Origin of the sequence: Pseudohaemophilus paraphrohaemolyticus (assembly GCF_003253115.1) — a bacterium.
Taxonomy (GTDB): Bacteria; Pseudomonadota; Gammaproteobacteria; order Enterobacterales; family Pasteurellaceae; genus Haemophilus_A; species Haemophilus_A paraphrohaemolyticus_A.
The window spans coordinates 45096-71488 of record NZ_QEQF01000003.1 but is presented as its reverse complement, the minus strand read 5'-3'; the positions used below and the strand labels follow the sequence as shown (position 1 = coordinate 71488).

Here is a 26393-nt window from a genome sequence, read left to right as displayed (position 1 = left end):
ATATCACAGGCTTGCAAAATGATAGACTACAAAGTGAATGAACCAATTTCAGTTAAACAATTTATTGAATTGCTAAATAAAACAACGCTCGGGGCACGCCGTCCGTTAGAGGATGAAAAACGTGTCGCGGCAATGTTGCACCATGCGGATTTATTAATCACCGCTTGGGATGGTGAACGATTAGTGGGAGTGGCACGTTCCGTGACGGATTTTGCCTATTGCTGTTATTTATCTGATTTAGCGATTGATGAACAATATCAAAAACAAGGTATCGGTTTGCAATTGATTGAACACACTAAACAAGCCTTACATCCACAAGCCAAAATTGTGCTGTTATCGGCACCACAAGCCGTGGATTATTATCCGCATATTGGATTTACACAGCATATGAGTGCATGGACGAAGAGTTAATTTATTAGCATTGTACGGACTAAAATAAGATATAGATACATTAGATGCGGAGTGACTTTAATGTTGAATTTAGATAATAAAAAATTTGTTGCCGTTGAAAACACCTCAAATGGTGAAGTGAGTAGCCAAACAGAATTTCATTACCATCAACAAGGTAAAATGATTTGGGCTGAATATGGTGGTGGTGAAATTTTAAAAGGTTTTTTAATTGGGAAATGGATAAACGACACACAAATTGAGTTCACTTATCAGCATTTAAATCAAGCATTAGAAAATCGTTTAGGGAGTTGCTTAACAACATTTTCAATTGAAAGTGGAAAATTAATTGGCAATGAACAATGGCAATGGTTAGATACTTTTGAAGAAGGATGCTCTTTAATTAAAGAGGTTTAATATCTTCTCTCCCCTTGTGGGAGAGGATTAACCAATAAAATCAACATACAACTTGAGGTCTTAATGAATTTAAGAGAAAAAATCGATAATAGCCCAATGGGCGTTTACCAGTGGGCAATTGTGTTAATGGCTGCCGTAATGAACTTTTTAGACGGCTTTGACGTGCTTGCCATTGCCTTTACCGCTACCAATATCAGCAAAGATTTTGGCTTGAGCAAAACTGAATTTGGGATGCTCGTCAGTGCAGGGTTAATTGGTATGGTAGTTGGCTCAATGGTGCTGGCACCACTTGCTGATAAATTCGGTCGTCGCCCAATTTTATTACTTTCTGTGGCATTTTCTGCAGTGGGTTTGGGGGGGTCTGGCTTTTCTACTACGTCTGAAATCCTTGCGTTCTCACGTATTCTCACAGGCTTAGGCGTAGGCGGTATTTTGGTAGGAACTAACGTAATCACTAGTGAATATTCATCGAAAAAATGGCGTAGCTTTGCAATTAGTGTTTATGCAGCAGGCTTTGGTATCGGGGCGATGATTGGCGGTATGATGGCAAAATCGTTACAAGCCGCTTACTCTTGGCATGCAGTTTACTTCGCTGGTGCTGCAATGACCGCAGTGGTGTTTGTCGTTTTATTCATCTGGTTACCAGAATCGATCGACTATTTAAACGCTAAACAACCGCAAAATGCGAAAGCATGTTTGAATAAGATTGCCCACAAATTAGGCTTTGCTGGCGAATGGGAACTCACCGAAAAACATGCTGAAAAAGCGGTAAAATTGCCGATTACGGCTCTATTTAGCCAAAAATACTTACGTTCTACCTTGTTACTATGGCTCTCATTTTTTGCGATTATGTTCTGCTTCTACTTCATCAGCTCGTGGACACCTGCGTTATTAAAAGAAGCAGGAATGACCATGGAAGAGAGTATCAATGTGGGAATGATGATCTCGCTTGGCGGTGCAGTAGGCTCATTGGTTTATGGCTTAATCGCCAGCCGCTGGTCTGCGCGTAGTGTGTTGATGCTGTTTACTGTGGCGTCTTCAATTGCAATTGTGGTCTTTATTCTTTCAAGTGCGAACCTTGCGATTGCAATGGTACTTGGCGTGGTAGTCGGTGCGTTAATTAACGGTTGTATCAGTGGTTTATATACCATCAACCCAGCCACTTATGATGCCGATATTCGAAACACTGGCGTGGGTTGGGCAATCGGCGCTGGTCGCGCCGGTTCAGTGCTGGCTCCAACGGTTGCGGGAATATTGCTTGACTCAGGATGGGAAAAACAAACGCTTTATATCGCGGTCGCAGGTGTAATGTTAATTGCAACCGTGGCATTAGCGTTTAAGAAATCGCACATAGAGATTAGAAGAGCATAAGCGGTCGAATTTTAAGAGCATTTCGTAAAAATGCTCGAAAGCCTCCTCTTTGCCAAAGTAGGGAAATTCGTTAGAAATGTAAATTTTCACTTAAATTTAATCGTTTACGCCCTTATGTGTAACTTAGGATAAAATCAAAAATCACGGTAGGCTAAAGCCTACCCTACCAACAGGAGAAAACAATGTCAGTAAAAGGCGACATCGGTGTTATCGGCTTAGCCGTAATGGGGCAGAACCTTATTTTAAATATGAATGATCATGGCTTTAAAGTAGTGGCATATAACCGCACAACTTCAAAAGTGGATGAGTTCTTGGAAGGGGCTGCGAAAGGTACAAACATTATTGGTGCGTATTCTTTGGAAGACTTGGCGTCTAAATTAGAGCGTCCACGCAAAGTGATGTTAATGGTGCGTGCGGGTGATGTGGTGGATCAATTTATTGATGCATTATTACCGCACTTGGAAGAAGGCGACATCATTATTGATGGCGGTAACTCAAACTATCCAGACACTAACCGTCGTGTGAAAGCCTTAGCGGAGAAAGGTATTCGCTTTATCGGTTCTGGTGTGTCAGGCGGTGAAGAGGGTGCACGTCACGGGCCTTCCATTATGCCTGGCGGTAATGCAGAAGCGTGGCAATATGTGAAACCAATCTTCCAAGCGATCTCGGCGAAAACTGAACAAGGCGAGCCTTGCTGTGACTGGGTGGGCGGCGAAGGGGCTGGTCATTTCGTGAAAATGGTTCACAACGGCATCGAATATGGTGATATGCAATTAATCTGCGAAGCGTACCAATTCTTAAAAGAAGGTTTAGGCTTAAGCTACGAAGAGATGCAATCTATCTTTGCAGAATGGAAAAAAACCGAGCTAGACAGCTATTTAATCGACATTACCACCGACATTCTTGGCTATAAAGATGCGGACGGTGAGCCGTTAGTAGAAAAAATTCTAGACACTGCTGGTCAAAAAGGGACAGGTAAATGGACGGGTATCAACGCCTTAGATTTCGGTATTCCATTAACCTTAATCACTGAATCTGTGTTTGCACGTTGCGTGTCTTCATTCAAAGAACAACGTTTAGCGGCAAGCCAGCTCTTCAACAAAACTATTACTCCAGTTGAAGGTGACAAAAAAGTATGGATTGAAGCGGTGCGCAAAGCATTATTGGCTTCAAAAATCATCTCTTACGCACAAGGCTTTATGCTCATTCGTGAAGCATCAGAACAATTCGGCTGGAATATCAACTACGGTGCAACCGCGTTGTTATGGCGTGAAGGTTGTATCATCCGCAGCCGTTTCTTAGGCAACATCCGCGATGCGTATGAAGCGAACCCAGATTTAATCTTCTTAGGTTCAGACAGCTACTTCAAAGGTATTTTAGAAAATGCGTTAAGTGACTGGCGTAAAGTGGTGGCGAAATCCATTGAAGTGGGCATCCCAATGCCTTGTATGGCATCGGCGATCACTTTCTTAGATGGCTACACCTCAGCACGTTTACCAGCAAACTTATTACAAGCTCAACGTGACTACTTTGGTGCACATACTTATGAGCGTACAGATAAACCACGCGGTGAATTCTTCCACACCAACTGGACAGGTCGCGGTGGTAATACGGCATCGACTACTTATGATGTGTAAAAATAAGATGCCATAGCGTACTATTAAAAAGGGATAGCGTTTGAAGAATGCTATCCCTTTTGGTTGATGTATATTGTGGTTTTCTTAGCTATTCTAATGGAAACAAGCGGTCAAATTTACTTCGAAATTAACAAAACCAATTCTTGTTTTTCTTCTGCACTCAAGCCTGAAGTTCGCTCTTTAGCGATCAGTATTTCTACCCTTTTTTCGACTAATTTATCGTAGAGAAAAGCGAGGGTTTCGATAAACTCTTTTTCTAGGTTTTCTGGAGCGACCATATGATCCCAACTTGCCAGTAATTCAAGCGTGCGAAATTGTTCGTGGTCTCTCCAATGTTCTAGCAAAGCGCCCATCGAAATGCCAACATTAGCTTGGCAAACTTGGGCTAATTCAAAGAATAAGGCAAAGCCAGGTTCGTTCAATTCGCTTAGCGGTGTGAGGTCTGGCACGTGTTTTGCCAACTCTGGATTTTGCAATAATAAAGCAATTAACAAGCGCATTGGTGTGCGTTTAATTTGGTTTACTCGTGATTTAGCGACCTCTTTTTGTTGGTGATTTGGCAACATTGCTTCGAGCTGAGCAGAGTCTAGGATGCCTAATTTTTGCCCTAAGATATTGCGAAGGTAAACCCGCAACATTTCGCCTGGAATGCGATTAATGAGCGGAATGGCAAGCGAAGCAAGTTTGGATTTTCCTTCTGGGCTAGATAAATCAACTTGAATCAGTAAGCTATCAAACAGAAAATCGCTTAATGATTTGGAATGTTCCGCCAAATATTGTTCAAAACCCTCTTTGCCTTGGCTTCGTACGAAAGTATCGGGGTCTTCGCCATCTGGCAAAAAGATAAATTTGAGCTGACGACCATCATACAAATATGGTAAGGCATTCTCAAAGGCACGCCAAGCTGCATCACGCCCCGCACGGTCACCATCGTAGCAACAGACAATCTGCTCTGTTACACGGAACATCTGTTGGATTTGTTCGCCTGTAGTTGCCGTGCCAAGTGAGGCAACCGCATTCAATACATCAAATTGAGCGAGTGCCACCACGTCCATATAGCCTTCCACCACAAACAAATATTCAGGATTTTCATTAGCTCGTAGCGCTTGATATAAGCCGTAAAGTTCGTTGCCTTTGTGATAAGTAGCAGATTCAGGCGAGTTGAGGTATTTCGGGCGTTCATCGCCCATTACACGACCACCAAAGGCAATCACACGACCACGTTTATCCCGAATCGGGAACATCACGCGATTGCGAAACTTATCATAAATTCGACCGCTTTCATTTTCAGAAACCATCCCTGTATCGCGTAATTTCTGAGTTTCTTCAGGGTTCACGCCAAAGCGTTTGAGTACGGCATCATAGTTATTCGGTGCAAAACCGAGTTCAAATTTAGCGATGATTTCGGATGATAAGCCACGACCTTGCAAGTAACTTTGGCTTGGAATATCGTGTTGTAAATTGTGTTGATAGAAGCGAGTGATTTCTTCAAGTAAACCGTAAAGATCGCGTTTCGTTTTATAACTAATAGGGCGAAAGTTGCCCGATTGACGTACATTCTCTCGTGGGACTTCTAGCCCTTGCATTGCAGCAAGTTCTTCAATCGCTTCAGGAAATTCGAGCTTGTCATATTCCATCAAAAAGCTAATTACATTGCCGTGCGCCCCACAGCCGAAACAGTGATAGAACTGTTTGGATTGGCTAACGGAAAAAGAAGGTGTTTTTTCGTGATGAAATGGGCAACAGGCTTGATAATCTCGACCTGCTTTTTTGAGCTTAACGCGTTGATTGATCAGATCGACAATATCAGTGCGAGCAATGAGATCATCAATAAACGAACGTGGAATAGTGCCTTTCATTGGTCCTCCATTGCTAAAAGAGTGGATAAATAAACTAAAACCGTGATTCCTCGCGGTTTCACGGTTTCAGTAAAGATTCAGTGCTTAAAAAGCAAATGAATTAGTATAAACGAGTGTTACGTGCGTTTTCACGAGCATTGCGTTTAGCGTGACGTTTTGCTAAAGACGCTTTCTCACGTTTACGAATAGTTGTTGGTTTTTCGTAGAATTCACGAGCACGAACTTCTGCTAATAAACCTGCTTTTTCGCAAGAGCGTTTGAAACGACGTAATGCAACGTCAAATGATTCATTTTCACGAACTTTAATTACTGGCATATGCCATCACCTCAGAAAAATATGATTAAATTAAACCGCACACATTTTTGGCGGCATAGAACTAAAAAAGGTAGCCAATTTTAACGCAGGTTAGCAAGGAAGTAAAGAGATGATTTAGGTTCTTTGTAGATTATCCGTTATACAAAATTTGGTCTAAGTTAGTTCTCACTAAACATTGATTTCATCAAGCGGTGCAAAAACGTCCTACTTTTGCATCCTGATTTCGGGTAAAATGTGTACGACTTCTCATTTAAGGAATTTTTATGTTGATTCGTTCAAACTTTATTCAGACTAAACATTTTGCTTTGATGCTTAATCTACTTGTCGCTTTATTTTTTGTAAGTGTTTTAGTGCTCAAAAAAGGTTATAGCTATGTACCGATGGCATTAGGTAGTATTAGCATTATTTACACTCTAGTATATTTCTTAAGATTTAAGCAAAAATGGCAATTCTCAAAATCAGATAAATGGCTTATTTCCTCTTTTTTATTCTATTTTATTACCTTTCTACTTTCTATTATCATCAATAAAGATAGCTTTAGAGAAATAGATAATCCAAGCCGAATCTTATTATTTATTCCATTGTTACTTTTATTTAGCCAATTCCCTATTAAAATAAAAACCATTTTATATTCGGTCCCAGTAGGTGCAATGATTACTGGTCTAACTGCATTATTTCAAAAATTTCAATTAGGGTATTTGAAGCCATTTCCTGAGATTATGCATATTCAAGTTGGTAATATTGCGATTTCACTTGCAACATTTAGCCTTGTGATTGCTATTTATTTTACGGTAAAGAGAGAATATAAATCTGCATTATTTAGTTTTATCGGAATAATGTTAGCAATGAGCACTAGTGCATTATCTGGTGCACGCGGTGGTTGGGTAGGGTTGCCCATTGTTTTACTAATGATTTTGTTTCTTTATCGCCAATACATTAGCAAAAAATTAATTTTCTCATTGATTGCGGTTATAGGTATTGGCATTACAACACTTATCACCAATCCTAAATTTGGCATTGAGCAACGTTATAATGCTGCAAAATCAGATATTATGCTTTACCTTGAAAAAAATAATAAGAACAGCTCGCTTGGTGCTCGATTTGATATGTGGGAAAATGCATTGATTGCGATTAAACGAGCCCCTTTATTTGGTCATGGTAGTAAAGGATATGAATCATTTAAAGATCAGCAAATTAAGTCTAAGCAAATGGCACAAACCACATTGCAATTTAATAGTTTACACAATCAATATTTAGAATCTTGGGTAAAACGTGGTTTTGTTGGATTTATTGGATTAATGTTAGTTACTTTAATACCATTATTTTATTTTATACGTAATCTAAAAGAACCGAGTTTAGAAATAAAATGTATTGCAATTTTAGGTGTAACTCATATTTTATCGCATCTGTTTTATTTCACGAGTCAATCTTTCTTGGCACATAATTCAGGTTCGATATTTTATTTTTTTGTATTGATTTTGTTATATATTTCTTCTAAAAAGTAATAGAGTAATAAAAGTTGCTAATATTTATTTCAAATATTAGCAATTTTTTTAAATAATGTTATTTAGTTAAAATCTCAACTAATTCTGCTTCCACTTCTTTACCGAATTTACCCATTCGGAAATCTGCTTTTAGCTCATCAAATTTTTCTGGATTGGCTTCCATTTTGGCTTTTAAAAATGCAGGAAATTCATTTAAAACCAGCTCGGTTTTGTTGTGAATATCAAAAATGCTTGGGATTTTTTGAGCAGCGATTACCGCTTGTTGTTGCTCGTCGCTGTCGAAATGCTTACGTTCTTTGTTATCTTTACGAGAAACATATTTCACTTTGATGTTCGGATTCAGCTTAGTGATACGTTGGAAATATGCCACAATCTCTACGCAATCTGGGCAGTAAGGTTCTGCCATCACTAGCCAATCGCCCGTGACATTGAGGGCTTTAACCTTCGATTCAGTTTCAGGCGAAAGCTCAATGCCAACGTAAACATCTAACTGATTTTCGCGATCTTCATCGCTGCTAAATTCCAAATATTCGTAAAAATGTGCCATAAGATTTCCTTTTAGTTTCATTACCTCCGCCAAATAATTTCACAATCTACTTGTGCACTTTGGCTCTCTTGGTGGTTTAATTTCTCTTTTAATATTGCAAAAGTTTGCTGAGCAATGATTTCATGATCTTGCTTAATCGAATGAATATGAAATGGTAAGGCGTTCAGCAAATGATGATCATCGAAAGTCGCCAAGTGCAATTCTTGGCTCATCAACTTATCCATCAATTTGTGCTCCGTTAAATAACGCATCACGCCTTCAAGCAAGGTGTAAGAAGCCGTAAAAATTGCCTTGGGCAAACGCCCGAGATTCTTCACTGTTTCTGCCAGCATTTGGTAGCCCGATTCTGGTTGGTAATCTTTATGTAAAATCCAACCGCTTTGCTCTACCAAATGAGATTGTGCCAGCCCTTCACGGAAGCCTTTCAAGCGGTTTTCACTTGGTGTAAGCGAAAGTTGCCCCCCAAAATAGAAAAATTCATCTAGCTGATAAGCTCGTACAATATTTTCTACCAACATTGCTACGCTTGGAATATCCTTGCTGGTAATGGAGGGAATGCCAGAGTTGGGAATATAACGGTCAAGCAAAAGCAGCGGAGTGTGTTGCAAAATATCCTGATAATAATCAGCGATTGTATGGGTTGGGGCAGTAATTAAGAGATCGACTTGGCGATCAAGCAATCGCTCAATCGCCACCTTTTCTTGGGCTGGGTTATCATCCGAACAGGTAATCACTAAGTAGAGCCCATTTTCACGACAAAGACGCTCAAGCGTTTTAGCGGTTTGAGCAAAGCCGTAGTTGGTAAGATCAGGAATGACCATTCCAATCACATTGGTTTTGCGAGCCTGCAACGCTTTAGCATAAGCATTTGCCCGATAACCGTATTGCTGGGCAACTTCACGCACTCTCTGGCGAGTTTCAGCTTTAATACGGAAATCGTCTCCGCGGTTGTTTAAAATAATGCTTGCGGTCGTTTTCGATACGCCTGCAAGAAGAGCGATATCACTCAGCGTAAGGCGTTTTTGTTGCTCAGCTTTCACGTGTAAACCTTTTTGTTAGTCCATTAAAAAATAATCGGTTTGACGGGTGCAACCTGTGCCACAATAGGGCGTGAGCTTGCCACGACATTTTCGCGATTTGAGATAAAGAAGCGAGAAGTCATCACTTTTTCGCCATCATTGAGGAAGATTTCGATAATTGAGCGGTCGAAGAAAATCTCAACTTTGTCTAATTTTCCTACTTTTACGTGGCGAATGCCGTTAAACTGTTTCATTAAATCCGTCTGCTCGGTTGCACTACGATCGAGCGTTACCATATCATTTTGATAACAGAATTTCAATTTACCAAAGAACGTTAATTCAAGCGGTTGATTTCTCACGTTGATTTGCAAATAGCTAGTGTCGAGATTTGCAATTTCGCCTTGTAATTCGACCGCTTGCAATTCGCCTGTTTTCACAATAGGGCGTTGTTTAATGACACCGTTTTCTACCGAAATTTGGCGCGGTATTGTCAGTGTGGAATGCCATTTATATTTATCGGTCGGGTAGGTTAAATCTGGCAATCCAATCCAGCCGAATAGAATACGGTCGGAATTTTGCACAGTTTGCGGGGCGTAGAAATCAAAGCCGTAATCGAGTTCTTCAATGTGTTCCGCTTTTAAGCAATTGCCGTCTAATTTGCCTAATGCGTAAGTAGCGTGGTAGTTGTTTTGGAACTGCGTCTCTTCACGCAATTTACCTTGCGGCGACCAAACGAAAACATCTTTTCCGCCCAACTGGAACAAGTCTGGACACTCCCACATGAAGACGTGGCTGTTGTTGAAATCTTGTACCGCTAACTCGCCCAACAAACGTGGGGTGCTGTTTAAATCGTCCATTTCATAGACTAAGCAAGTGCCAGTGAGATTTTCATGTTGTGCACCTAGCACGAAGCGGATTTTGCCTTCTTGAGTCACGAATGGTTTTGGATCGCGAACGTGTTCGGTGTAGCCTTTTGGTGCTTGGTCGATAATGCAACGTTTTTCCAATAACTTGCCCGCTTTGTCGAAAATGGCAATGTTTTGGTGTGGCACGCGTTCGTTATCAGATGGACGGCGAGTATTGCCTGTGTAAAACGCCACGATATGGTCTTTCCATAAAATCGCCCCACCTGAATAGCAGCCGTGTGATTCGAACAATTCATCTGGAATCAGTAAATCGCCTTTTTCAAAAGTTTGGAAATCACGGGTAATAAAGTGTTCCCAGTGCTTCATACCGTGCATTGCATCGTAAGGGAACCATTGGGCAAAAATGTGGTATTTCTCGCCATCAAAAATCAAGCCGTTAGGGTCATTAAACAAGCCTGTTTTGGGTGCAAGGTGGTAAGTCGGGTAGAAATCGTGGTCTGAAAGCACGGTTTCATGGATTGCGTTCAGCTCGCCTTCGGCTTGTGCGTGCAGGCTTTTGTATTTACCGTTGTTGAAAATGTGCATAGGATTTTCTCGAAAGTGGATATTTGGGTAGGGTGTGAATGAAGTTCACGCACGCAAGCGATAAAAAATGGTGCGTGAATTGCAAACAATTCACACACCCTACGGATTATGCAGATAAAAATGCCTCTAACTGTGCTTTATTCGGCAGTGCTGCCATCGCACCTTTTGCGGTAGTGGCTAACGCACCTGAAGCATTCGCTTTGCGGATGACGTTCACTAACGTTGCTTCATCTTTCCAATCTGCCACTTCAGAAAGCCCTGCTAATAAACCGCTCACGAACGCATCGCCTGCGCCTGTGGTATCGACTGGTTTTAACGCTTTGCCTGCGACAATTTGGCTCTTGCCGTGGAAGTGGTAAATTGCACCATCTTTACCCAGCGTGATGATGATAAGTTTCTCTGGATATTGTGTCGTAATCACTTTGGTCGCTTCGTCCAAAGTAGTGGTGTTGGTGAGCAGCGTCAATTCTTCTTCGGAGAATTTTAAAATATCCGCCATAGCCACTACGTCATTCACCACGGTTTTCATCTCTTCAAGGCTTGCCCAAAGCGAATCGCGTAAGTTTGGATCGAACGAGAAGAATCCGCCCGCTTGTTTGACACGGCGAATCGCCTCAATGGTGGTGGAACGCGATGGGTCGTTGATTAACGCAATTGAACAACAGTGTAAAAAATCGCCTGCTTGGAAATTTGGTAAATCGCCTACTTCTAAGAACTGGTCGGCACTTGGATTCACCATAAAAGTGAAACTACGCTCGCCGTTGTCCAAGCCGACAATTACCGTTGAGGTGCGCTGGGTCGGGTCTAAAATCATATGGTCGGTGCAAACCTTTTCTGAATTCAAGGTTTCTTGCATAAATTTGCCGAGCGGATCTAACCCCACGCGACCAATAAAGCCTGCCTCACAGCCTAAGCGTGCCACGCCCACCGCCACATTCGCTGGCGCACCACCTGCACATTTTAAATAGTGGTTTTCGCCATCTGGAATTAAATCCACCACGGCATCGCCTGTTACCCAAATTTTGCTCATAATTTTCTCTTCATGTAAAAATAAAAAATCTTAGCTGTAACGATTTAGCTTTGCAAAATTTAATCTAAATCATATCGCTTGTTCAACGACTTTATTATAATGCAAATACTCATATGATGATAGAAAGGATTACGAGATGAAAAAAACAACGTTAGCCATGATATTGGCTTTCAATTTTACCTTGCCGAATGTGCAAGCGGTCGAAAATCAACAACAAAATGCAAATTCAATTTTTGTGCCGATGGCTCAATTACCCACCGTTGAAGCGGAATTAGCCTTTGCCCCGAACGTACCCAAACCCATTGAACGTACTACACCTGCGAAGGTGGTGGTTAAACTTGAAGCGTTGGAAAAAGTAATGGAAATTGAGAGCGGTGTGAAGTTCAAATATTGGACATTCAACGGATCAACGCCAGCCCCATTTATCCGAGTGCGAGAGGGCGATATGGTTGAGGTGCAACTTGCCAATCCTGTGAACGGCAAAATGCCTCATTCGCTCGATTTCCACTCAGCGGCAGCGCCCGAAGGTGGGGCAATGGCAAGCCTCACCGCGCCCGGAAAAAGTACCACTTTTGCGTTCCGAGCGACTACACCAGGGCTGTATCTCTACCATTGCGGCACAATGCCCGTTGGGATTCACATCGGCAAGGGAATGTTCGGCTTGATGTTGGTTGAGCCAAAAGAAGGCTTACCAAAAGTGGATAAAGAGTTCTACATTATGCAGAATGAATTTTACGTGAAAGATGGAGCGAACCCAGAGTTGAAAGTGTTTGATATGGCGAAAGCGGAATATGAACTGCCCGATTATGTGGTGTTCAACGGTAAAGTTGGATCGCTTACAGGCGAGAATGTATTAAAAGCGAAAGTGGGCGATAAAGTTCGCTTCTTCGTGGGCAATGCTGGTCCGAATAAAATCTCCTCGTTCCACTTGATTGGACGCACCTTTGACACCGTTTATGTGGAAGGAGGCACGCTTCAAAATCACCACGTACAAACCACGCTGATTCCTTCAGGAGGAACAACAACGTTAGAAATGCAAATGAACGTACCTGGCAAATATACCTTCGTTGATCACAGCATTTTCCGAGCTGAAAAAGGTGCAAAAGGGCAAATTGTGGTGGAAGGCGAGCCGAATAAGGAACTTTATACGGGCAAACTCAAAGAAGAAAAATACGAAAAACAGAACCCCAGCGCGGATATCGATGCGGGCTTTGTGCATTGATTTATAGCTCCAGCGGGGCTGATTTATGCGTAACCTATGGCGAAAGCCATAGGATCACACATAATTATTTCTTCCGCTTCGCCAATCTATCCACCAAATCTCCTTTGCCTAAATATTGGGATTCATCAAACTCAAAAATTGGCAATCCTAATTTAAAACGAATCGCGAGCAAACGTAGCCCAAAACCTAAAATCAAGGTCGCAATCACCACCGTGTTATGATTAACACCTAATTCGAGTAAGCCAACATAAATACAGCAGGAAAGAAACGAAATGCTGGCGTAAAGCTCTTTGCGGAATACGAGTGGAATGCGGTTACATAACAGATCCCGTAACACGCCACCAAATGCTCCTGTAATTACTGCCGCCACCGCTGCAATTACGAAACCATGCCCCATATCCAATGCAACTTGTGCCCCGATGATGGAAAAAACGATTAAGCCAAGTGCGTCCAATACCAAGAAAATGGTGCGAAAATAGCCTAAAAATTGGGCGATAAACATCGTAAAAATTGAGGCGGCAACCACAATCACCAAATATTCAGGGTGCTTTACCCAACCAAGTGGATAATGCCCAAGCAACATATCGCGAATCGAACCACCGCCAATGGCGGTTACCGATGAGATAATAATCATCCCAAACATATCCATTTTTTCCCGCCCTGCGGCAAGTGCACCTGTGATCGATTCGGCAGTAATCCCGATAATATAAAGCGTTAAAAGTAACATTTGCAAAGTTTCCCTAAAATCTCACCGCTTGTATTATACCTACAAGCGGTGAGATTTTAAGAGAAATTAGCTATTTAAAAACGCGTTTTACATCGCAACTTGTACCATTTTTAAAGACGGTTTCAGTACTATCTAAAATAGTAGGAATTGCCCATTTCCCTTGTTATCAATAAATCCCCATTTCCAATCCATTGTTTTTACTGTGGTTAAACCATCATAGAAATCAGGAGCGTAAGTCCATTGCGGTTTAATTATGATCTCGCCATTCTGATTGGTATGCCCTCACAGTGCACCATCTTGATATTAACGTAATGCTAATTCTTTTGGTGCAATACCTCTCGTACCAAATTCAGTTAGGCGTTCACCGAGTACTCCTTCAATTTCACAAATAAGCTCTAATGCACGTTTGCTTAAACCAGGTCGAGCTGGATCTGAAATTTGGCTCACAAGCTGTTCTGTTAATGCTTCTACGCGATTGCGTTTTTCTGTTAATTCAGGGTTAAAATTATTTAATGCTTTATTTGTCGCACTAACGACATCATTAAGCTGCTGCTTATGTTTAAGAAGTTCATCACGGAAAAGTTGCTCTTTTTGATAGCTAGTATAGATTGCGTTGAAGTTACCAGCAAAAGAGAAAAGTGAGAAGAAAAAATAGGCAATTAAAAAGCCAATAACGGGCAAAAAAACAACTCCGACTTCAAATTGTAAATTTTATATAGAAAAAAACCGCTTGTAGAAAATGTTACAAGCGGTCAGAAATTTAGACTGTTTTGCAATTAAGCTGCACGTTTTCTCGCTAAAATGCGATTAGCACATTCAGCCGCAGCAGTTAAGCCACCTGCCATCATAATCACATCTTTGATGACTAAGCGACCAACACCAGAGAGATAAGGGAAGCCATAGGCTGGTGTTGGTAAATCACCGCCCAGATTAGGCACCCAAGCCTCAGGCGTGGTTATCAGGAAGGAGAGCGTGACAATCGACATTCCGAAGGTGAGCAATCCGCCTGCCAAGCCTGCTGTTGCATTCCAGATACCTGCTAAAGTGAGGATGCCCACAGTCACGATAATCGCACCGATGATATAAGAAGTGGTGTAAGTACCGTTTTCTTTATGCCATTCGATGTTTTTCGCTACCATTTTGCCTTCAGGATTTTTGTGAAGGGTGTATTCCATCACCATTTCGCCTTTGTCATTTTCAACTAAATTTGGACCTTTTTTATACATATAGCTAAAGAATGGGCTGTTTGATACAAAGTGGGCGATACCGTCTGCTTCATATTGGCAAACTTTTAAGCCGCCAATCCAAACCATAACGATAAAAATAGCAATACGAATAAAGTTGATAAACTGCCGTTGCATTGGAGCAACGATTTTAGCAACAAATTCAACAAACGCATTAAATGCACTCATAGATACCTCATTGAGAGTAGTAAAAAAGAGGTAGAAGTTTAGCATATTTATTTGTTAAAAATATGAACGGTAAAAACTATTTATTCGTAAGATTTTGACTATCTTGATTGCACAATTTCGAACTGAGTTTGAATAATTTTTTTGACGTTTTAGAGTAGACCCTAAATTGGATTCAGGGCTTATTTTCTTCTCGCAAACTTTTCTTACATTTTTACCGCTTGTTTCATCGTCTCAAACAACTCATCCAACATCGCAAAGCGTTTGCGGTACATTGAACGTTTTTTGCTTGGGATCTCGTCTAAATTGCGGTCATCTTCAAGTGGGAGTATCCAATAATCTTCACGTTCTCCGCCTGCTTCAGAGAAGATCGCATCATAATCCACCACATAGCGTTTACTTTGCACAAGGCGTGATTTGTTCTGATATTTTTGCGGAATCCCCAATAATTTATCGTAGCCTAAAATTTTAGTAAGGCTTTTCATTGCTTCTACCATCAAATACGCTGGGCGCAAGCCGTGGCAAGCTTTAGTGAGCTGTTTTACCATCTCTTTTGAGCCTTCAAAATTTGGACCTTGTACCACAGCAATCAATAACGCATCATCTAATTTGCCAAAAGTCAGCAAGTAAATTAGTTGATTCTCAGGTTTATAACGAAGTTCCAATGCCCAATAACCTTCCATCGGCTGGTGTTCGTTGATGTTAAGCAAAATCTCAAAATCAGGGATAACTTCGCCAAAACTTAATGGCTGCTGCCACAATGGTGGGTTGAGATGAGCAAGTTGTTGCGGGAGAAAAAGTAAGTTCTCGCAGATGGCATTAAAACGTTGTTGGCTGCTAAAACGTTTATCTAAAAAGCGATGCACTAATGGATAGCTGTAGTTTGTTCGCTCGTTAAGTAGAGAAACAAGCAAAGGGTGTTGATTGACAAATTGCTCAAATTTTTTGACCGCTTGCGCGTGTAAAAGTGAGCGTAGGCGGTAGCGTAATCGCTTGCCCGCATAAGATTTTTTGCCTCGGTTGGGGTAAATATCGTTTGCTTTTGTCCAGTGATATTGCGATAAATTCATTGTAGCTCCTTAAAATTGATGGTTATTTTCGCATAATCTGGACAGTTTGGCGAACTTTGGACTTATTTACGTTTAGTCTAAAATATAAAGGGCAGATATGATATCTGCCCTAAATGAGAAGTTTTTTAAGCAGGATTACGAGCTGCCACTTCTTTTAATAACGCTTGTAATTCACCTTTTTGTGCCATTTCTAATACGATGTCGCAACCACCGATTAACTCACCTTCCACCCATAATTGTGGGAACGTTGGCCAGTTTGCGAATTTTGGTAATTCTGCACGAATGTCTGGGTTGGTTAAAATATCTACATAACCAAAAGGTACTTGGCAGTTGATTACCGCTTCCACTGCACGTGCAGAGAAACCGCATGATGGGAATTTTGGCGAACCTTTCATATAAAGAAGAATTGGGTTTTCGCTGATTTGTTTTTTGATTTTGTCGATAGTTTCCATTGTATCCTCAAAGAATTGTCGGTAAAAGTTGACTAATTATATCAGCTTTTATATGAATAAAAAATAACTAAAGGGTGATATCCCGACGCCCAATAATGGAATGCGAAAGTGTACTGCCATCGACCATTTCAAGCGAACCGCCCATTGGTACGCCATAAGCGATTCGCGTGGCTTTTACGTTGTATATTTTGCACATATCAGCGATGTAATGCGTAGTTGCCTCGCTTTCGACATTTGGGTTGGTGGCTAAAATTACTTCGTGGAAGGATTCATTTTCCAACCGTTGTTGCAATAAATCTAAGCCGATTTCACGTGGACCAATGCCATCAATAGGGGAAAGATGCCCCATCAATACAAAATATCTACCCGAAAATTGCCCTGTTTGCTCAATTGCTTGAATATCTTCTGGCATTTCCACAATGCAAAGCTGCCCACTTATTTGGCGGCGCGGATTGCTACAAATCGTACATTGTTCTTCTTCGGTAAAAGTACGGCACGATTGGCAATGCCCGATATGCGTCATCGCTTCATTTAAGGCTTTAGAAAGATGAAGTCCGCCCGCACGATTGCGTTGCAGAAGATGGAATGCCATACGTTGAGCCGATTTAGGACCAACGCCAGGGAGTGCTCGTAGGGCTTCCATTAAATTTTCAAGTAAAGGGCTTGTTTGCATAGAGTCAGATTTTGTTTGAAGGGGGATTTATCCCACACTACGATTAAAATGGTAACTTCATTCCCGCAGGTAAATTTAACCCTGCGGTTACACTTGCCATTTTCTCTTTTTGTAACTCTTCCGCACGGCGAACGGCATCGTTAAATGCAGCAGCGACTAAATCTTCTACCATCTCTTTATCGTCTTCCATCAATGATGGATCGATTTCGATGCGGCGGCAGTTATGAGCACCGTTAATGGTTACTTTTACCAAGCCTGCACCAGACTCACCTGTTACTTCAAGTTGAGCAATCTCTTCTTGCATCTTTTGCATTTTTTCTTGCATTTGTTGAGCTTGCTTCATTAAGCCGCCTAAACCGCCTTTTCCAAACATAATAGGTTCCTTATATAAATAGAGATAAAAAATAAACGGTTCATTTTACTGAACCGTCTAAATTTAGGCAAGCAGTGAAATTTGTTTCTGCTTTTGCAAAATATTGGGAGAATTAAACCGCTTGTTCGCGAGCCACTGCTCGGTAGCCAATATCACGGCGATAAAAACACCCTTGCCATTGGATTTGTTCAGCTAGTTGCAACGCCGATTGTTGCGCTTCATACACCGAATTACCTAATGCAGTTGCACAAAGCACGCGACCACCATTGGTCAGCAATTTTTCGCCTTGTTTTTTAACGCCTGCGAGGAAAACTTTTTGTGTTGTGGTTTCAGCTGCAATACCTGAAATTTCATCGCCTTTGCGGTAATCATTCGGATAGCCTTCTGCTGCCAGAACAATGCCAAGTGCGGCTTGTTCACGCCATTTTGATTGAATTTGATCTAATTCGCTGTCGCAGGCTTTTAAGCAGAGCTCAACTAAGTCAGACTCTAAACGCATCATAATTGGCTGGGTTTCAGGATCGCCAAAACGACAGTTAAATTCGATTACTTTTGGCTGACCGTTTGGCATAATCATTAAACCAGCATAAAGGAAACCTGTGTAAACATTGTTCTCTGCTGCCATCCCACGCACGGTTGGGTAGATAATTTGATCCATCACGCGTTGGTGGATTTCTGGAGTTACCACGGGTGCTGGAGAGTACGCCCCCATTCCGCCGGTATTCAAGCCTTTATCACCCTCTCCAACACGTTTATGGTCTTGACTAGTTGCCATTGGCTCGACATTTTTACCATCTACCATCACGATAAAGCTTGCTTCTTCGCCATCTAAAAATTCTTCGATAACCACTCGGCTACCTGCATCGCCAAAAGCATTGCCAGAGAGCATATCTTTTACGGTCTCTTCAGCTTGTTCCATTGTAGTTGCAACAATGACGCCTTTGCCAGCTGCCAAGCCATCAGCTTTAATTACAATTGGCACGCCTTTTTTGTGTAAGTAAGCAAGTGCAGGTTCAACCTCAGTGAAGTTTTGGTATTCTGCGGTTGGAATGTCGTGGCGAGCCAAGAAATCTTTAGCAAAGGATTTTGAACCCTCTAATTGGGCAGCGGTTTGCGTTGGGCCGAAGATTTTTAAGCCATTTGCACGGAAAGCATCTACTACGCCTGCTACAAGTGATGCTTCAGGGCCTACAATGGTTAAGCCAATTTGATTTTCTTTGGCAAATAGTACCAAAGCGGTCAAATCGGTGCCAGAAATGTCGACATTTTCAATACCTTCTTCTAATGCTGTGCCTGCATTACCTGGTGCAACAAAGACTTTATCTGCCAAAGGCGATTGACGCACTTTCCAAGCTAAAGCGTGTTCACGACCACCGTTACCAATAATGAGAATATTCATTTAAAATCCTTAAAATTAAATAAAGCAAACGATTGCGTAAGTTTACGCTATTTTTTAAAAAACGCCTAGCAATAAAATTTGCAAGTCTTTTTTAAATTTTACCGCTTGAATTTTATGCTTTTGCTTGAACAATCGATTGAAATCTGTATAATTTGCCCGTTCAGTCACATTTGTTTTTAATCCTTGCTTCCACAAGTTGGTGACTGGCTAAAGTTGGAGGCTGCTAACCCGTAAGGATAGTCAATGCGTCACTACGAAATCGTTTTTATGGTTCACCCGGACCAAAGCGAACAAGTACCAGCAATGATTGAGCGTTACACAGCATCTATCAAAGAAGCTGGCGGTCAAATTCATCGCTTAGAAGATTGGGGTCGTCGTCAATTAGCATACCCAATCAACAAACTTCACAAAGCACACTACGTGTTAATGAATGTAGAAGCACCACAAAGTGTAATCGATGAGTTAGAAACTAACTTCCGTTACAACGATGCAGTTCTTCGCAACTTAATCGTTCACACTAAAGCTGCAGTAACTGAAGCTTCACCAATGGCTAAAGCAAAAGAAAGCAAAGCGGTTGAAGTAGCAGCTGAAGTAGAAGCAGGCGAATAATTTTGCCGATTGAAAATCGTTTAAGTTTAACGGGTGAAGTCGTCAGTTTAGTCAAACAAAAACAGAGCCCTTTAGGCATTCCAAATTACCGATTTTGGTTAGAACATCGTTCAACGCAAACAGAAGTGAATTTAGAACGCCAAGCTTGGTGCAAAATCCAAGTGGTTTTAAACGGTAATCAATTTAGTTTAATAACCCAACAAATTAAGCTCGGTTGTAAAGTTTGTGTACAAGGATTTCTTAATACACACAAAGACTACAACGGCAACAGCCAATTAGTTTTACATACCGAACATATTGAATTTATAGATCAGGAGAAGCCAAATGGCACGTTATTTCCGTCGTCGTAAGTTCTGCCGTTTCACAGCGGAAAATGTTGTTGAAATCGATTACAAAGATATCGCTACATTAAAGAACTACATTTCTGAAAACGGCAAGATTGTTCCTAGCCGTATCACTGGTACTCGTGCGAAGTATCAACGTCAATTAGCTCGTGCAATTAAACGTGCACGCTACTTAGCGTTACTTCCATACACTGACAACCATCAGTAATTAAGGAGCGAGTACAATGCAAGTTATTTTATTAGACAAAGTTGCTCACCTTGGTGGTGTTGGCACACAAGTTGAAGTTAAATCAGGCTTTGCACGTAACTACTTAATCCCACAAGGTAAAGCAGTTATGGCAACAGCAGCAAACATTGCTCACTTCGAAGCTCGTCGTGCAGAATTAGAAGCAAAAGCAGCTGAAGCATTAGCAGCAGCACAAGCTCGTGCAGCTCAAATCGCTGAAATCGCAGCAGTTGCTATCGCTGCAACAGCAGGTGATGATGGTCGTTTATTCGGCTCAATCTCTGCAAGAGACATCGCTGAAGCATTAACAGCTGCAGGTGTTGAAGTAGCTAAATCTGAAGTTCGTTTAGGTGAAGGTCCGCTTCGTGCAACTGGCGAACATCAAGTTAAAGTTCACTTACACCCTGAAGTGAACGCAGTAGTTACTGTAAACGTAGTTGCTGAATAATCTAAAAGATTATAGAAAAACCCAGCTTAGGCTGGGTTTTTTGTAGGTCTGCTATGCCCCTTTTATGCGTTATGCCATGTTGTATCTAGCTATAGAACGGCATATAGGACAAAATAGTTCAGACATTATGAGACATTGATGAAGCTAAATCCGCTTATATTATTTTGAATTCTTCATTAAATCCTTAGGATCTTTTCCATAAGGTAAAGGCCACCAAGAAGACTTAACAAGTTCTTTTTTAATCTCTCTACTAGCTAACCAAGAATAATGTGAGCGGAATTTCTCACTATCCTCAGCAAAATTGTCACGAAATTGGCCATTTCCTAGAAAACGTATTGCATTAAAGTTACCTACATAAAGCACTTCACCTTTATTAATTTTAAAAGTAAGTGGCTCTGTTGGTTCTTTAGCATCACCACCTTCCGTTCTAATTAATCTCCAAGAAGTAAATTTATAGTTTTCTTCTGGCAATGTGAATCCTCTAAAGAATTTTTCTCCACGTACTTTTCCCTCTTCGATTTTCTCGCCCCAGTCATTCACCCTTAAATTGTGTTCTACACCATTAGAATCCACTACAGTGAAGGCAACACCTGTAGCGGTAAAAAGAGCGCGATCGGTAACAGGTAAAAGAAGCACGCCTCCTTCTTGAAAATTTGGAGTTTCAAACATTGATATTCCACCATTAATGGAACAGCCTATTAGCATAAAGAGGAAGAAAGAAAAAAGTAGTTTTCTAATCATTATGATAGCTCACTATCAAATTATATTCAGAAGAAAAAAGTCAGTAAATCAAACGATCCACTGACTTTTATTATTTCATTACAACGCCTCAATCGCTTTATACTGCTCTTGGATTTTTTCTAATCCAGATTGGTATTCTGCTTGTTTTTCGCGTTCTTTCGCAATCACCGCTTCAGGTGCTTTAGCCACAAAAGCTTCGTTGCTGAGTTTATTCTCGATACGTTTAACTTCATTTTGATATTTTTCAATCTCTTTAGTTAAACGGGCAAGCTCTGCTTCTTTATTGATAAAGCCAGCCATTGGCACGAGTAATTCTGCATTGCCGACGAGTTTCGCTACCGCAAGTGGTGCTGTTTCGTTTGCGGCTAACACTTGAACGTTGTCTAACTTCGCCATCGCTTTTAAAAGAGCGGTCTGTTTTTCGAGAATTTTTGCATTTTCTGCGTTTAAATTGCGGAATAACAGATCTAAACCTTTGCTTGGTGCGATGTTGCTTTCTGCACGAATATTACGCACCGCAACGATTACTTCTTTTAACCACTCAATTTCAGCTTCTGCTTCTGGATCAAAGCCGTTTTCTTCCACTTGTGGGAAAGGTTGTAACATAATGCTGTCAGCAGTAATGTCTACGAATCCTTTCACTTTTTGCCAAATTTCTTCGGTAATAAATGGAATCAGCGGATGTGCTAAACGTAATAATTTCTCTAACACGTGAACCAAGGTTTGACTTGCCGCACGGATTTGTGCTGTATTGCCGTTTGCAAATACAGGTTTAGTCAATTCTAAATACCAGTCACAGAATTGGTTCCAAGTAAACTCATAAATTGCATTAGCGCAAAGGTCGAAGCGGTATTGGCTTAATGAGTTACGGAAAGTTTCGACTGTGCGATTGAATTCCGATTGAATCCAACGATCCGCTAATGAGAATTCGATCTCGCCTTCGCTTAAATCTAATTTGTCATTCGTTAAGACGAAACGGCTTGCATTCCACAATTTGTTACAGAAGTTGCGGTAGCCTTCTAGGCGTTTCATATCCCAGTTAATATCGCGACCGTTTGAAGCCAATGCCGCTAATGTGAAACGCAATGCGTCTGTACCATGAGCCGCAATACCCTCTGCAAACTCTTTGCGGGTCGCTTTAGCAATTTTCTCTGCTAATTGCGGCTGCATCATGTTGCCAGTGCGTTTTTCAAGTAAATCTTCAAGGCTGATACCGTCAATCATATCGATTGGGTCAAGTACGTTACCTTTCGATTTCGACATTTTTTGACCTTGCTCATCACGGATCAAGCCTGTTACGTACACCGTTTTGAATGGCACTTGTGGTTTGCCGTTTTCATCTTTCACAAAGTGCATCGTAAACATAATCATACGTGCAACCCAGAAGAAGATGATGTCAAAGCCCGTGATTAACACATCCGTTGGGTGGAACATTTTGAGTTCTTTGGTTTGCTCTGGCCAACCTAAAGTGGAGAAGGTCCATAAACCTGATGAGAACCACGTGTCTAATACGTCTTCATCTTGTTTGAGTTCAACCGCAGAATCTAAGTTATATTTTGACCGCACTTCTTCTTCGTTGCGCGCAACATACACGTTACCTTCTGCGTCATACCACGCAGGAATACGGTGTCCCCACCAAAGTTGGCGAGAAATACACCAATCTTGAATATCACGCATCCAAGAGAAGTAAAGGTTTTCGTATTGTTTCGGCACGAATTGGATTTCGCCATCTTCCACCGCTTTAATTGCTACATCAGCAAGCGGTTTCACGCTCACATACCATTGGTCAGTTAGCATCGGCTCGATTGGCACACCACCACGGTCGCCATAAGGCACTTTGAGATCGTGTGGTTTGATTTCATCTAATAAACCTAGTGCTTCAAAATCTGCCACGATTTTCTTACGTGCAGCGAAACGCTCTAAGCCACGGTAATCAGTAGGGATAGTCGCTTCATAACCCGCAAGCGGTTTGCCATCAGTGCCTATAATCTCCGCTTCATCACGAATATCCGCATTTAAAGTTAATATGTTAACCATCGGCAAGCTGTGACGTTTCCCCACTTCGTAGTCGTTAAAGTCGTGCGCAGGGGTGATTTTCACTACACCAGTACCGAACTCACGATCCACATATTCATCGGCAATAATCGGAATTTCGCGATTAGCCAATGGCAGAACCACTGTTTTACCGATTAAAGATTGGTAACGCTCATCTTCAGGATGCACCGCCACCGCCGTATCACCCAACATGGTTTCTGGACGCGTGGTTGCCACCACTAAATAATCTTTACCGTCTGCTGTTTTTGCACCGTTGGCTAACGGATAACGGAAATGCCAAAGGGAGCCTTTGCTCTCTTTGTTTTCCACTTCTAAATCGGAAATTGCGGTGTGCAGTTTTGGATCCCAGTTTACCAAGCGTTTGCCACGGTAAATCAAACCTTCCTCGTGCAAGCGAACGAACACTTCTTTTACTGCATTAGATAAACCATCGTCCATCGTGAAACGCTCACGTTCCCAGTCGATTGAGTTACCTAAGCGGCGCATTTGTTGGCTGATTGTGCCACCAGAATAGGCTTTCCAATCCCAAATTTTATTGATGAAAGCTTCACGACCATAATCATGGCGAGTTTTGCCTTCTTCTGCGGCAATTTTACGCTCCACCACCATTTGGGTCGCAATACCCGCGTGGTCTGTCCCTGCTTGCCATAAGGTGTTATGCCCTTCCATACGGTTAAAACGGATTAAGGTATCCATTAAAGTTTGTTGGAAAGCATGCCCCATGTGTAGGGAACCCGTTACATTCGGTGGCGGAATCGCAATGCAATAGCTCGGTGCGTTTTCATTTTCAGACGGTTTAAAATAACCGCTCTCTTCCCAATGTTGATAAAGGGCTTGCTCTACCGCAGACGGATTAAAACGGTCTGCCATTTCGAATTTTTGTGTCATTGTTGCTCTCTATTTTTCTTGAAATATCTCAACACAATTTTGTATTTTATTATATTTAATTAACTTTCCAGCATTAAATAGCAGAGTAAAACGTTCTCTATTTGCAGTTGTTAATGGATAAGTTAAACATTCTTTATTCATATCAGCTTCTGTTGAAATTGGCTGACCAAGTATAGATATAACCTTCGATTTACTCATACCAATAGAAATATCGTTAATTACTTTTTCATAGTCATTAATAGGTTTATTTCTATCAGGAATATTAACTGGAACATTTGTTACTTGTTGAATTGAACAGCCACATAGAATCAGACATGCTAAATATTTATACATTATTAATAAGCTCTTTCTAATAAACCATTCTCATCAAAGTGTACATATGCATCACCTCTGTATGCTCTATAAATATATGTTTCTTTTTTATCGTCAATACTTTTTTTGTACGGACTACCCATAATATTAACTACTTCTTGTTTTGTCATCCCTGGTGCTAAAGCATTAGTCATTTTGCTGTAATTAACACAAGCAGAAAGAAAAATAACTAAAGCTAAAATACTAAATTTTTTCATTTGGTTCTCCTAAATTAAAGTTGGTTTTCGATACGTTTCGCTAAACGCATCATATTTTTAAATTCAATATTATATCCTTTTGAAAGCCCTAGTCTTTTGCAAAAGTCTTCACTAGAAATACCTTCTAGTTTTTGAGCATTTTTCAAAATTTGATAATGCACTTCTGTTTTTTTACTATGCTTCTGTGAAGCAATATCAATAGCTTCTTTCATTTCTTTAAAAAGTTCATTATCCATAGCACTTCCTTTTATTTAATTTTGAACTGAATACAAAAAAACTGTTCTTCGTTCGGATAAATCCCCCGAATCACCTCTTTCAATTCTTCCAACCCCATATTCTCCTGCTTGGCATGTTGTTCCGTCAGTTCATCAAGAGTAATCGAAGACACACTTAACACTTCAATAGTGCAAAAATATTGGTTATCTTCAAACCGCCCAACACGCAAAATATCACCTGCTTTAAAGTGGCTTTCGGATTTATCCCGAATGGTAATGGTTTTACGCCCTGCGAGAATATCGGCTTCAAAGCGTTGATAGAAGGTGATGTCGTTGGATTGCATAGTTTTCCTTAAAAAGCAGTTGTTTTTTCTTTAATAAGTTTATCAATATCCTCAAACGCATTCTGCAATCGCTCAATATGATAAACCTTATACATATCGTAAATAAACTGCGTTAATCCTAATTCTTCCCATTGATTTAGAATTTTATCTGCCGAGCTGCTTGGGTTAATTTGAGATCAAATAGAAACCACAGCCAAAATCTAACGGTCTTAAATTTGGGCAATTTTAGGTATTTGAACCGCTACATTACTGCCGTGAGATAAATTCATTATTGTTTAAATCCAAAAATCACCAAATTTATCAAGCAAAAGATTCTACCAGAAAATCCGTAAAAAATCCTGAAATTCCCACCGCTTGCCGATGAAAAAAGGCTAGTTTTGCAACTAGCCTTTCGTTCATTTTAGGCATTATTTTTTCGGATTACCTACTGGTAATACTTCACGACCAAAGCTGTCGTTGATGATGTCTGCCGCAGCTAAGTAGAATGCCAATAACGCAGTTAATAAACCGAAGTTACCACCAATGTTGGTTAATGTGGTGTTGTGCGTGAAATCACCAGCTGCTAATAAGTAGAATGTGATAGTTAATGCTGCAAAAATCGCTTGTAATGCACGTGCTTTAGCGAGTGTGCCGATAAACATCATCAGTGTGAATGTTCCCCATGCGATTAAGTACCAACCCACGAAATCGTGGCTCACGCCTTCAGAGAAGAATACTTTGAATAATGCAAATGAAATCCAGAATGCACCATAGCTAGTAAAAGCGGTAAAACCAAATGTGTTCCCTTTTGAGAATTCAAAAAGACCCGCTAACATTTGTGCTAAGCCACCAAATGCAAAGCCCATTGCCAGTACTAAACCCACATTTTCGCCGCCGAAAGTGCCGTTATTGATAAGGCTTAATAACCAAGTTGTTAATGCAAAACCGCATAAACCAAGTGGTGCTGGGTTTGCCGTTAAAGAGTGTTGATTTGACATGAAAGACCTCTATTATGTCGAGTAAAAAACATTGGCTCAAGTTTCAACCTGTGCCAATGTCGGGAAAAGCGGCACAATTATTTGTGCCACAAAATAATGGCTTGCAACCATAG

General features: G+C 41.0%; 32 protein-coding genes and 1 pseudogene. 10 read left to right on the top strand and 23 right to left on the bottom strand.

Annotation, left to right across the window (positions count from 1 at the left end):
* Positions 1-18 precede the first annotated feature (18 nt).
* The 4 genes from DPV92_RS04460 (at position 19) to gnd (ending at position 3812) form a co-directional block, all read left to right on the top strand.
* Complete coding sequence (locus DPV92_RS04460) at positions 19-411, top strand: GNAT family N-acetyltransferase (RefSeq protein WP_111353855.1); 393 nt, start codon at positions 19-21, stop codon at positions 409-411.
* 60 nt (positions 412-471) lie between these two features.
* Complete coding sequence (locus tag DPV92_RS04455) at positions 472-804, top strand: hypothetical protein (RefSeq protein WP_040218421.1); 333 nt, start codon at positions 472-474, stop codon at positions 802-804.
* Between the two features lie 63 nt (positions 805-867).
* Positions 868-2175 (top strand): MFS transporter, encoded by a 1308-nt coding sequence (locus DPV92_RS04450; RefSeq protein ID WP_005707703.1) that lies wholly within the window; start codon positions 868-870, stop codon positions 2173-2175.
* A 182-nt stretch (positions 2176-2357) separates the two neighbouring features.
* Positions 2358-3812: a decarboxylating NADP(+)-dependent phosphogluconate dehydrogenase gene (gnd, locus tag DPV92_RS04445; protein ID WP_111353854.1), complete on the top strand. Its 1455-nt coding sequence runs from the start codon at positions 2358-2360 to the stop codon at positions 3810-3812.
* 116 nt (positions 3813-3928) lie between these two features.
* Here gnd and dnaG read toward each other — a convergent pair whose 3' ends face one another.
* Together dnaG and rpsU are read right to left on the bottom strand one after the other, a co-directional pair.
* The gene (gene dnaG / locus DPV92_RS04440; protein ID WP_111353853.1) at positions 3929-5671 is read right to left on the bottom strand and encodes a DNA primase; all 1743 of its coding nucleotides are present in this window, start codon (positions 5669-5671) and stop codon (positions 3929-3931) included.
* A 100-nt stretch (positions 5672-5771) separates the two neighbouring features.
* Positions 5772-5987: a 30S ribosomal protein S21 gene (rpsU, locus tag DPV92_RS04435; RefSeq protein ID WP_005598703.1), complete on the bottom strand. Its 216-nt coding sequence runs from the start codon at positions 5985-5987 to the stop codon at positions 5772-5774.
* A gap of 263 nt (positions 5988-6250) precedes the next feature.
* Between rpsU and DPV92_RS04430 the strand changes: the two genes are divergently transcribed.
* On the top strand, positions 6251-7492 hold the full coding sequence (locus DPV92_RS04430) for an O-antigen ligase family protein (RefSeq protein WP_111353852.1): 1242 nt from the start codon (positions 6251-6253) through the stop codon (positions 7490-7492).
* Between the two features lie 58 nt (positions 7493-7550).
* Here the strand turns inward: DPV92_RS04430 and DPV92_RS04425 are convergent, their stop codons facing one another.
* The 4 genes from DPV92_RS04425 to DPV92_RS04410 form a co-directional block, all read right to left on the bottom strand.
* On the bottom strand, positions 7551-8039 hold the full coding sequence (locus tag DPV92_RS04425; RefSeq protein ID WP_111353851.1) for a thioredoxin family protein: 489 nt from the start codon (positions 8037-8039) through the stop codon (positions 7551-7553).
* Between the two features lie 20 nt (positions 8040-8059).
* The gene (locus DPV92_RS04420; protein ID WP_111353850.1) at positions 8060-9079 is read right to left on the bottom strand and encodes a LacI family DNA-binding transcriptional regulator; all 1020 of its coding nucleotides are present in this window, start codon (positions 9077-9079) and stop codon (positions 8060-8062) included.
* Positions 9080-9102: 23 nt separating this feature from the next.
* Positions 9103-10509, bottom strand: coding sequence for a glycoside hydrolase family 32 protein (locus DPV92_RS04415; protein WP_111353849.1), 1407 nt, complete (start codon positions 10507-10509; stop codon positions 9103-9105).
* Between the two features lie 106 nt (positions 10510-10615).
* The gene (locus DPV92_RS04410) at positions 10616-11539 is read right to left on the bottom strand and encodes an aminoimidazole riboside kinase (RefSeq protein ID WP_111353848.1); all 924 of its coding nucleotides are present in this window, start codon (positions 11537-11539) and stop codon (positions 10616-10618) included.
* A gap of 136 nt (positions 11540-11675) precedes the next feature.
* Here DPV92_RS04410 and nirK point away from each other — a divergent pair, with 136 nt between their 5' ends.
* Positions 11676-12761, top strand: a complete 1086-nt coding sequence (gene nirK / locus DPV92_RS04405) for a copper-containing nitrite reductase (RefSeq protein ID WP_111353847.1) — start codon at positions 11676-11678, stop codon at positions 12759-12761.
* Between the two features lie 64 nt (positions 12762-12825).
* Here nirK and DPV92_RS04400 read toward each other — a convergent pair whose 3' ends face one another.
* The 9 genes and pseudogenes from DPV92_RS04400 to purD all read right to left on the bottom strand — a co-directional run bounded on the left by DPV92_RS04400 (position 12826) and on the right by purD (position 18864).
* On the bottom strand, positions 12826-13488 hold the full coding sequence (locus tag DPV92_RS04400) for a trimeric intracellular cation channel family protein (RefSeq protein WP_111353846.1): 663 nt from the start codon (positions 13486-13488) through the stop codon (positions 12826-12828).
* 132 nt (positions 13489-13620) lie between these two features.
* Positions 13621-13749: pseudogene (locus DPV92_RS04395) on the bottom strand (WG repeat-containing protein); the annotation flags it as partial.
* A 42-nt stretch (positions 13750-13791) separates the two neighbouring features.
* Positions 13792-14169: a hypothetical protein gene (locus DPV92_RS04390; protein WP_225791959.1), complete on the bottom strand. Its 378-nt coding sequence runs from the start codon at positions 14167-14169 to the stop codon at positions 13792-13794.
* 95 nt (positions 14170-14264) lie between these two features.
* Entirely contained in the window at positions 14265-14900 is a 636-nt protein-coding gene (locus tag DPV92_RS04385; RefSeq protein WP_040218117.1) for a YkgB family protein, read from the bottom strand.
* A gap of 203 nt (positions 14901-15103) precedes the next feature.
* Positions 15104-15967 carry a VirK/YbjX family protein gene (locus tag DPV92_RS04380; protein ID WP_111353845.1) on the bottom strand — a complete coding sequence of 288 codons (864 nt, stop codon included), beginning with the start codon at positions 15965-15967 and terminating at the stop codon, positions 15104-15106.
* A 125-nt stretch (positions 15968-16092) separates the two neighbouring features.
* Positions 16093-16419, bottom strand: a complete 327-nt coding sequence (grxD, locus tag DPV92_RS04375) for a Grx4 family monothiol glutaredoxin (protein WP_111353844.1) — start codon at positions 16417-16419, stop codon at positions 16093-16095.
* 67 nt (positions 16420-16486) lie between these two features.
* Positions 16487-17092, bottom strand: a complete 606-nt coding sequence (gene recR, locus DPV92_RS04370) for a recombination mediator RecR (protein WP_111353843.1) — start codon at positions 17090-17092, stop codon at positions 16487-16489.
* Positions 17093-17135: 43 nt separating this feature from the next.
* Complete coding sequence (locus tag DPV92_RS04365) at positions 17136-17465, bottom strand: YbaB/EbfC family nucleoid-associated protein (protein ID WP_005705407.1); 330 nt, start codon at positions 17463-17465, stop codon at positions 17136-17138.
* 112 nt (positions 17466-17577) lie between these two features.
* Entirely contained in the window at positions 17578-18864 is a 1287-nt protein-coding gene (gene purD / locus DPV92_RS04360; RefSeq protein WP_111353842.1) for a phosphoribosylamine--glycine ligase, read from the bottom strand.
* Positions 18865-19107: 243 nt separating this feature from the next.
* On the opposite strand from purD, the gene rpsF reads away from it, so the two are divergent.
* From rpsF to rplI, 4 genes are read left to right on the top strand one after another with little or no spacing between them, the layout of a single operon-like run.
* Positions 19108-19473 carry a 30S ribosomal protein S6 gene (rpsF, locus tag DPV92_RS04355; protein WP_005707709.1) on the top strand — a complete coding sequence of 122 codons (366 nt, stop codon included), beginning with the start codon at positions 19108-19110 and terminating at the stop codon, positions 19471-19473.
* 2 nt (positions 19474-19475) lie between these two features.
* Positions 19476-19823 carry a primosomal replication protein N gene (priB, locus tag DPV92_RS04350; RefSeq protein WP_111353841.1) on the top strand — a complete coding sequence of 116 codons (348 nt, stop codon included), beginning with the start codon at positions 19476-19478 and terminating at the stop codon, positions 19821-19823.
* On the top strand, positions 19798-20025 hold the full coding sequence (rpsR, locus tag DPV92_RS04345) for a 30S ribosomal protein S18 (protein ID WP_005705387.1): 228 nt from the start codon (positions 19798-19800) through the stop codon (positions 20023-20025). Before priB ends, rpsR begins: the two co-directional genes overlap by 26 nt.
* Positions 20026-20041: 16 nt before the next feature.
* The gene (gene rplI / locus DPV92_RS04340; protein ID WP_005707677.1) at positions 20042-20491 is read left to right on the top strand and encodes a 50S ribosomal protein L9; all 450 of its coding nucleotides are present in this window, start codon (positions 20042-20044) and stop codon (positions 20489-20491) included.
* Between the two features lie 159 nt (positions 20492-20650).
* On the opposite strand, the gene DPV92_RS04335 is transcribed toward rplI, so the two are convergent.
* The 8 genes from DPV92_RS04335 to DPV92_RS04300 form a co-directional block, all read right to left on the bottom strand.
* Positions 20651-21160, bottom strand: coding sequence for a hypothetical protein (locus DPV92_RS04335; protein WP_111353840.1), 510 nt, complete (start codon positions 21158-21160; stop codon positions 20651-20653).
* 150 nt (positions 21161-21310) lie between these two features.
* Positions 21311-24175 carry a valine--tRNA ligase gene (gene valS / locus DPV92_RS04330; protein ID WP_111353839.1) on the bottom strand — a complete coding sequence of 955 codons (2865 nt, stop codon included), beginning with the start codon at positions 24173-24175 and terminating at the stop codon, positions 21311-21313.
* A 9-nt stretch (positions 24176-24184) separates the two neighbouring features.
* The gene (bamE, locus tag DPV92_RS04325) at positions 24185-24508 is read right to left on the bottom strand and encodes an outer membrane protein assembly factor BamE domain-containing protein (RefSeq protein ID WP_111353838.1); all 324 of its coding nucleotides are present in this window, start codon (positions 24506-24508) and stop codon (positions 24185-24187) included.
* 2 nt (positions 24509-24510) lie between these two features.
* Positions 24511-24744: an outer membrane protein assembly factor BamE domain-containing protein gene (bamE, locus tag DPV92_RS04320; RefSeq protein ID WP_111353837.1), complete on the bottom strand. Its 234-nt coding sequence runs from the start codon at positions 24742-24744 to the stop codon at positions 24511-24513.
* 14 nt (positions 24745-24758) lie between these two features.
* The gene (locus DPV92_RS04315) at positions 24759-24980 is read right to left on the bottom strand and encodes an HTH-like domain-containing protein (RefSeq protein WP_111353836.1); all 222 of its coding nucleotides are present in this window, start codon (positions 24978-24980) and stop codon (positions 24759-24761) included.
* Positions 24981-24991: 11 nt separating this feature from the next.
* Entirely contained in the window at positions 24992-25303 is a 312-nt protein-coding gene (gene yqfB / locus DPV92_RS04310) for a N(4)-acetylcytidine aminohydrolase (protein WP_111353835.1), read from the bottom strand.
* A gap of 8 nt (positions 25304-25311) precedes the next feature.
* Positions 25312-25446: a DUF3791 domain-containing protein gene (locus DPV92_RS10060; RefSeq protein WP_225791961.1), complete on the bottom strand. Its 135-nt coding sequence runs from the start codon at positions 25444-25446 to the stop codon at positions 25312-25314.
* Between the two features lie 264 nt (positions 25447-25710).
* Positions 25711-26280, bottom strand: a complete 570-nt coding sequence (locus tag DPV92_RS04300) for an acetate uptake transporter (protein WP_005707679.1) — start codon at positions 26278-26280, stop codon at positions 25711-25713.
* Positions 26281-26393: the final 113 nt, after the last annotated feature.